Source organism: Allobosea sp. (assembly GCF_030694325.1).
Classification (GTDB): domain Bacteria; phylum Pseudomonadota; class Alphaproteobacteria; order Rhizobiales; family Beijerinckiaceae; genus Allobosea.
In genome coordinates, this window is record NZ_JAUXYO010000357.1 from 1 (window position 1) to 4,051 (window position 4,051).

The 4,051-nt window shown below is 66.8% G+C and carries 5 protein-coding genes; 2 read left to right on the forward strand and 3 right to left on the reverse strand.

The features are described 5' to 3' along the window. The 3 genes from Q8M82_RS23365 to fliL all read right to left on the reverse strand — a co-directional run. Positions 1–374, reverse strand: a 374-nt coding sequence (locus tag Q8M82_RS23365; RefSeq protein ID WP_305693686.1) for a DUF6468 domain-containing protein, incomplete at its 3' end; no start/stop codon positions are given. A gap of 13 nt (positions 375–387) precedes the next feature. Continuing rightward, positions 388–1,518 carry a flagellar motor switch protein FliM gene (fliM, locus tag Q8M82_RS23370; RefSeq protein ID WP_305693687.1) on the reverse strand — a complete coding sequence of 377 codons (1,131 nt, stop codon included), beginning with the start codon at positions 1,516–1,518 and terminating at the stop codon, positions 388–390. Between the two features lie 49 nt (positions 1,519–1,567). Then, positions 1,568–2,086, reverse strand: a complete 519-nt coding sequence (gene fliL / locus Q8M82_RS23375) for a flagellar basal body-associated protein FliL (RefSeq protein WP_305693688.1) — start codon at positions 2,084–2,086, stop codon at positions 1,568–1,570. 292 nt (positions 2,087–2,378) lie between these two features. Here fliL and flgF point away from each other — a divergent pair, with 292 nt between their 5' ends. Further along, a complete protein-coding gene (flgF, locus tag Q8M82_RS23380; protein ID WP_305693689.1) occupies positions 2,379–3,122 on the forward strand; it encodes a flagellar basal-body rod protein FlgF in 744 nt (247 codons plus the stop codon). Between the two features lie 22 nt (positions 3,123–3,144). Next, positions 3,145–3,936, forward strand: a complete 792-nt coding sequence (gene flgG / locus Q8M82_RS23385; RefSeq protein ID WP_305693690.1) for a flagellar basal-body rod protein FlgG — start codon at positions 3,145–3,147, stop codon at positions 3,934–3,936. Positions 3,937–4,051: the final 115 nt, after the last annotated feature.

Genomic DNA, 4,051 nt, shown 5'->3' on the forward strand with positions numbered 1-4,051 from the left:
ATCGGAGCCGGCTCGGCGGGGGCGGGGGCTTCGGCGGCCTTCGGCGACACCAGCGCCGCGGCGCCGACGATCTGGCCGATCCGGTCCATCACGACCTGGCCGGCCTCGATCTGGGCGGCGAGGTCGGCGGCATAGCGCTCGGCCGTCTGCAGCCGCTCGGCCAGCGTGCGGTCGCAGTCGCCGAGCGTGTTCTTGAGCCCGGCGATAGCGCGCTCGGCGGTGTCGGTGGCGGCGATCAGGGCGCCGACGGTCTGGCGCATGCCGGCCTCGTCGGCCTTCAGGCGCTCGATGCGCTTGGTCAGGACGTAGCAGGTGATGATGGTGGCGACGAGGAGGCTGGCGACCAGCACGTCGGCGATGAGGGTGATCGTCATCTGGATTCGCCTGTCAGGAGTTCTGGCCGTGCTGGTTGCTGTCGAAGGCGGCGATGGTCGTCTTGGAGCGCCGCAGCGGGGTGACGACCTGCACCGCGATCTTGTCGTCGACCCGCCCGATGCGGCCGTCGGTCACGACGAAATCGCCGCAGCGCAGGGAGACGAAGGAATCGGGGCGGGCATCGAACATCAGCGTGTCGCCGATCTCGAGCTTCATCATCCGCTTCAGCGGCATCTGCGCCTCGTGCAGCACGCAGGTGACCGGCACCTCGGTCTGCCAGACCTCGGTCGCGAGATGGTTTTCCCAGATCGGATCGCGCCCGAGCTTCTCACCCATGAAGCTTTCGAGCAGCAGATCGCGGATCGGCTCGATGGTGGCATAGGGCAGGACGATGTGGAGAGCGCCGCCGCGGCCTTCCATGTCGAACTTCAGTTCGACGCGGATGGCGGCATTGGCGGGGCGCGAGATCGCGACGAAGCGCGGATTGGACTCGATGCGGTCGATGGTGAAATTCACCGGCGAAAGCGGCTTGAAGGCGGCTTCGGCGTCGCCGAGGATCAGCGTGATGACCCGGCGGATCAGCCGGATCTCGATCGAGGTGAAGGGCCGCCCGTCGACACGCGGCGCAGGCTGGCCGCGCTTGCCGCCGAACATCGTGTCCATGATCGAATACATCAGGGCCGATTCGATCGTGACCAGGCCGAAATTGTCCCATTCCTCGGCCTTGAAGACCGAGAGCATCGCGGGCTGCGAGATCGAGTTGACATAGTCGCCGAAGCGCACCGAGCGGATGCTCTCCAACGTGACCTCGACGTTGTCGGTGAAGAAGTTGCGCAGGCTGGTGGTGAGCAGGCGCACGAGACGCTCGAAGATGATCTCGAGCATCGGCAGGCGTTCATAGGAGACCGAGCCGGAGTCGACGATCGCCTGGATGCCGTTGCGCTCGCTCTTGTCGTCGCCGAGCGAGAAACCGAGCATCGTGTCGATTTCGTCCTGGCTCATCAGGCGGTCCGTACCGCCTTCCGATTCGCCTTCGTCCTCGACGATGTCGGGCATGGTGGCCCATTCGGCCGCCATCCCTTCCGGGCTCAGGGGCTCGTCCTTGGGGGGCGCGCCGGCATTGTCGCGATCGTTCGTGCTCATGGGACTGTCGTCGCTTCCGTCATCGGACCTCTGGCTTCACGCTGCCGGGTCACTGGATCAGCAGTTCCTTGAACAGCACCGCGTCGATCTTGGCCGGGAAGACCGTGACGTTGACGCGGCGCAGCAGTTCTTCCTTCAGGCGGTACATGCCGGCCGAGCCTTCGAGATCGGAGGGCCGCAATTCGCGCATGAAGACTTGGAAGGCGTCCTCGACGCGCGGCAGGAGCGGCTTGATCTCGTCGGAGATCTTGGCGTCCGCGGTCTCCAGCACGACCTTGATCTTGATCATCGGCTGGCGCTCCTGCTGCGGCCCGCCGGTGATGCCGATGATCATGTCCTTCATCTCGATGAACGCGACCGGCTTCTTGGCGCTCGCGGCCGCTTCCGCCGCGGCGATCTGCTCGGGGGAGGGCTTCTTCAGGAAGAAGAACCAGCCGCCGCCGCCGAGCGCCGCCAGTAGCACGACGCCGCCGACGATCATGATCAGCTTCTTCTTGCTCTTGCCGCCGCCTTCGGCCGCGCCCTCTGCGGGCGCGCTGTCCGCGTCGGTCTTGGGCTTCTTCGCCATCGCCTGCCTGCCCCGGATTCGCGAGGGCCGCACGTCGGTGCGGACCGTCTCGAACACCCTGAACAGTCACGGTTAACGCGTCGTTAAGGAGGGCAAATTCTGCCGGGTCGATCTTGCCGGCCGGACGCTGTCTGCAGGGTCGGATGCAGCGTCTCCGATCATCAATGACCTGCAATAACAATGCCTTAGGTGCGTTAACCACGCTGGCACGGCGCTTGCGGACCCTGAAGCCGTGGCCGCTGCGCTGGGGAGCGTCGAAACGGCCACGGAACGACGATCGGGAGATCATGCCGTGGAGAACGCGCTTCTCGTCGGCTTGTCGCGCCAGATGGCTCTGGCGCGGGAGCTGGATGTCATCGCCAACAACATGGCGAATGTCAGCACGAACGGCTTCAAGACGCGCTCGGCGCGTTTCAACGAATTCATCATGCCCAAGGCCAGCGCCGACAGCTTCAAGCCGGCCGACAAGCCCCTCTCCTTCGTCGTCGACAAGGGCACGCCGATCGACCTGTCGCAGGGCGCGGTCGAGCGCACCGGCAATCCGCTCGACGTGGCGCTGCGCGGCGATGTCTTCCTGGTCGTGCAGACGCCGGGCGGCGACCGCTACACCCGCGCCGGCTCGCTCGACATCAACGCCCGGGGCCAGCTCGTGACGCAGTCGGGCCAGCCGGTGCTGGGCGATGGCGGACCGATCAGCTTCGGCGCGTCCGACAGCAATCCGCGGATCGCGCCCGACGGCACGGTCTCCACCGACCAGGGCCAGAGCGGCAAGCTGCGCATGGTGCGCTTCGCCGATCCGCAGGCGCTGGCCAGCGACGGGGCCAACCTGTTCTCGGCCACGGCGGCGCCGCTGCCGGCGGGGCCCGAGGCGAGGCTCGAGCCCGGCGCCGTCGAGCGCTCCAACGTCAAGGCCGTGCTCGAGATGACCCGCCTGATGGAGGTCCAGCGCTCCTATCAGAGTGTCGCCAACATGCTGTCGAAGGCCGACGAGCTGCGCAGCAAGGCGATTACGCGCCTTGCCGACCAGCAGGCCTGATCCGGGACAGGAACCTTAAGCCATGCGCGCCCTTCAGACCGCCGCCACCGGCATGATGGCCCAGGAACTCAACGTCCAGGTCATCTCCAACAACATCGCCAACGTCCGCACCACCGGCTACAAGCGCCAGCGCGTCCATTTCCAGGACCTGCTCTACGAGAACTTCCGGCGCGCCGGCTCGGCCACCTCCGACCAGAACACGCAGGTGCCCGCCGGCACCTTCGTCGGCTCGGGCGTCAAGACGGTCTCGACCGGCCGCGTCATGACGCAGGGCAACCTGACGCCGACCGAGAAGCAGTACGATCTGGCGATCCGGGGCGAGGGCTTCTTCCGTGTCCGCATGCCCGATGGCCGCACCACCTATTCCCGCGACGGCTCGTTCGATCTCGATTCGCAAGGCCAGCTCGTCACCCGCGACGGCTACCAGGTCGAGCCCGGCATCACGATCCCCAACAACGCCACCAGCGTCAGCATCAACGCGCAGGGTGCGGTCGAGGTGATGCTGCCGGGCCAGACGGCGCCACAGCAGATCGGCCAGATCCAGCTCGTGCGCTTCGTCAACAAGGTCGGCCTGGAATCGATCGGCGACAACCTCTTCATCGAGACGGCGGCCTCGGGCCAGCCGATCGACGGCTTCGGCGGCGGCGAGGGCTTCGGCACCCTGCAGCAGAACTATCTCGAGGAAGGCAACGTCCAGGCGGTGACCGAGCTGTCCTCGCTGATCGCGGCGCAGCGCGCCTATGAGATGAACTCCAAGGTCATCACCGCCGCCGACCAGATGATGTCGGCGACGACGTCGATGTTCCGCGGCTGATCGGGAGGCTGACGCTCATGACCCGCTCCACGCTCTGCCTCTCGCTCGCCGCCGCGCTGCTCATCGGCGCCCAGGCCGCCGCGCAGGCGCCCTCCGCAACCCGTCCCGCCATGGC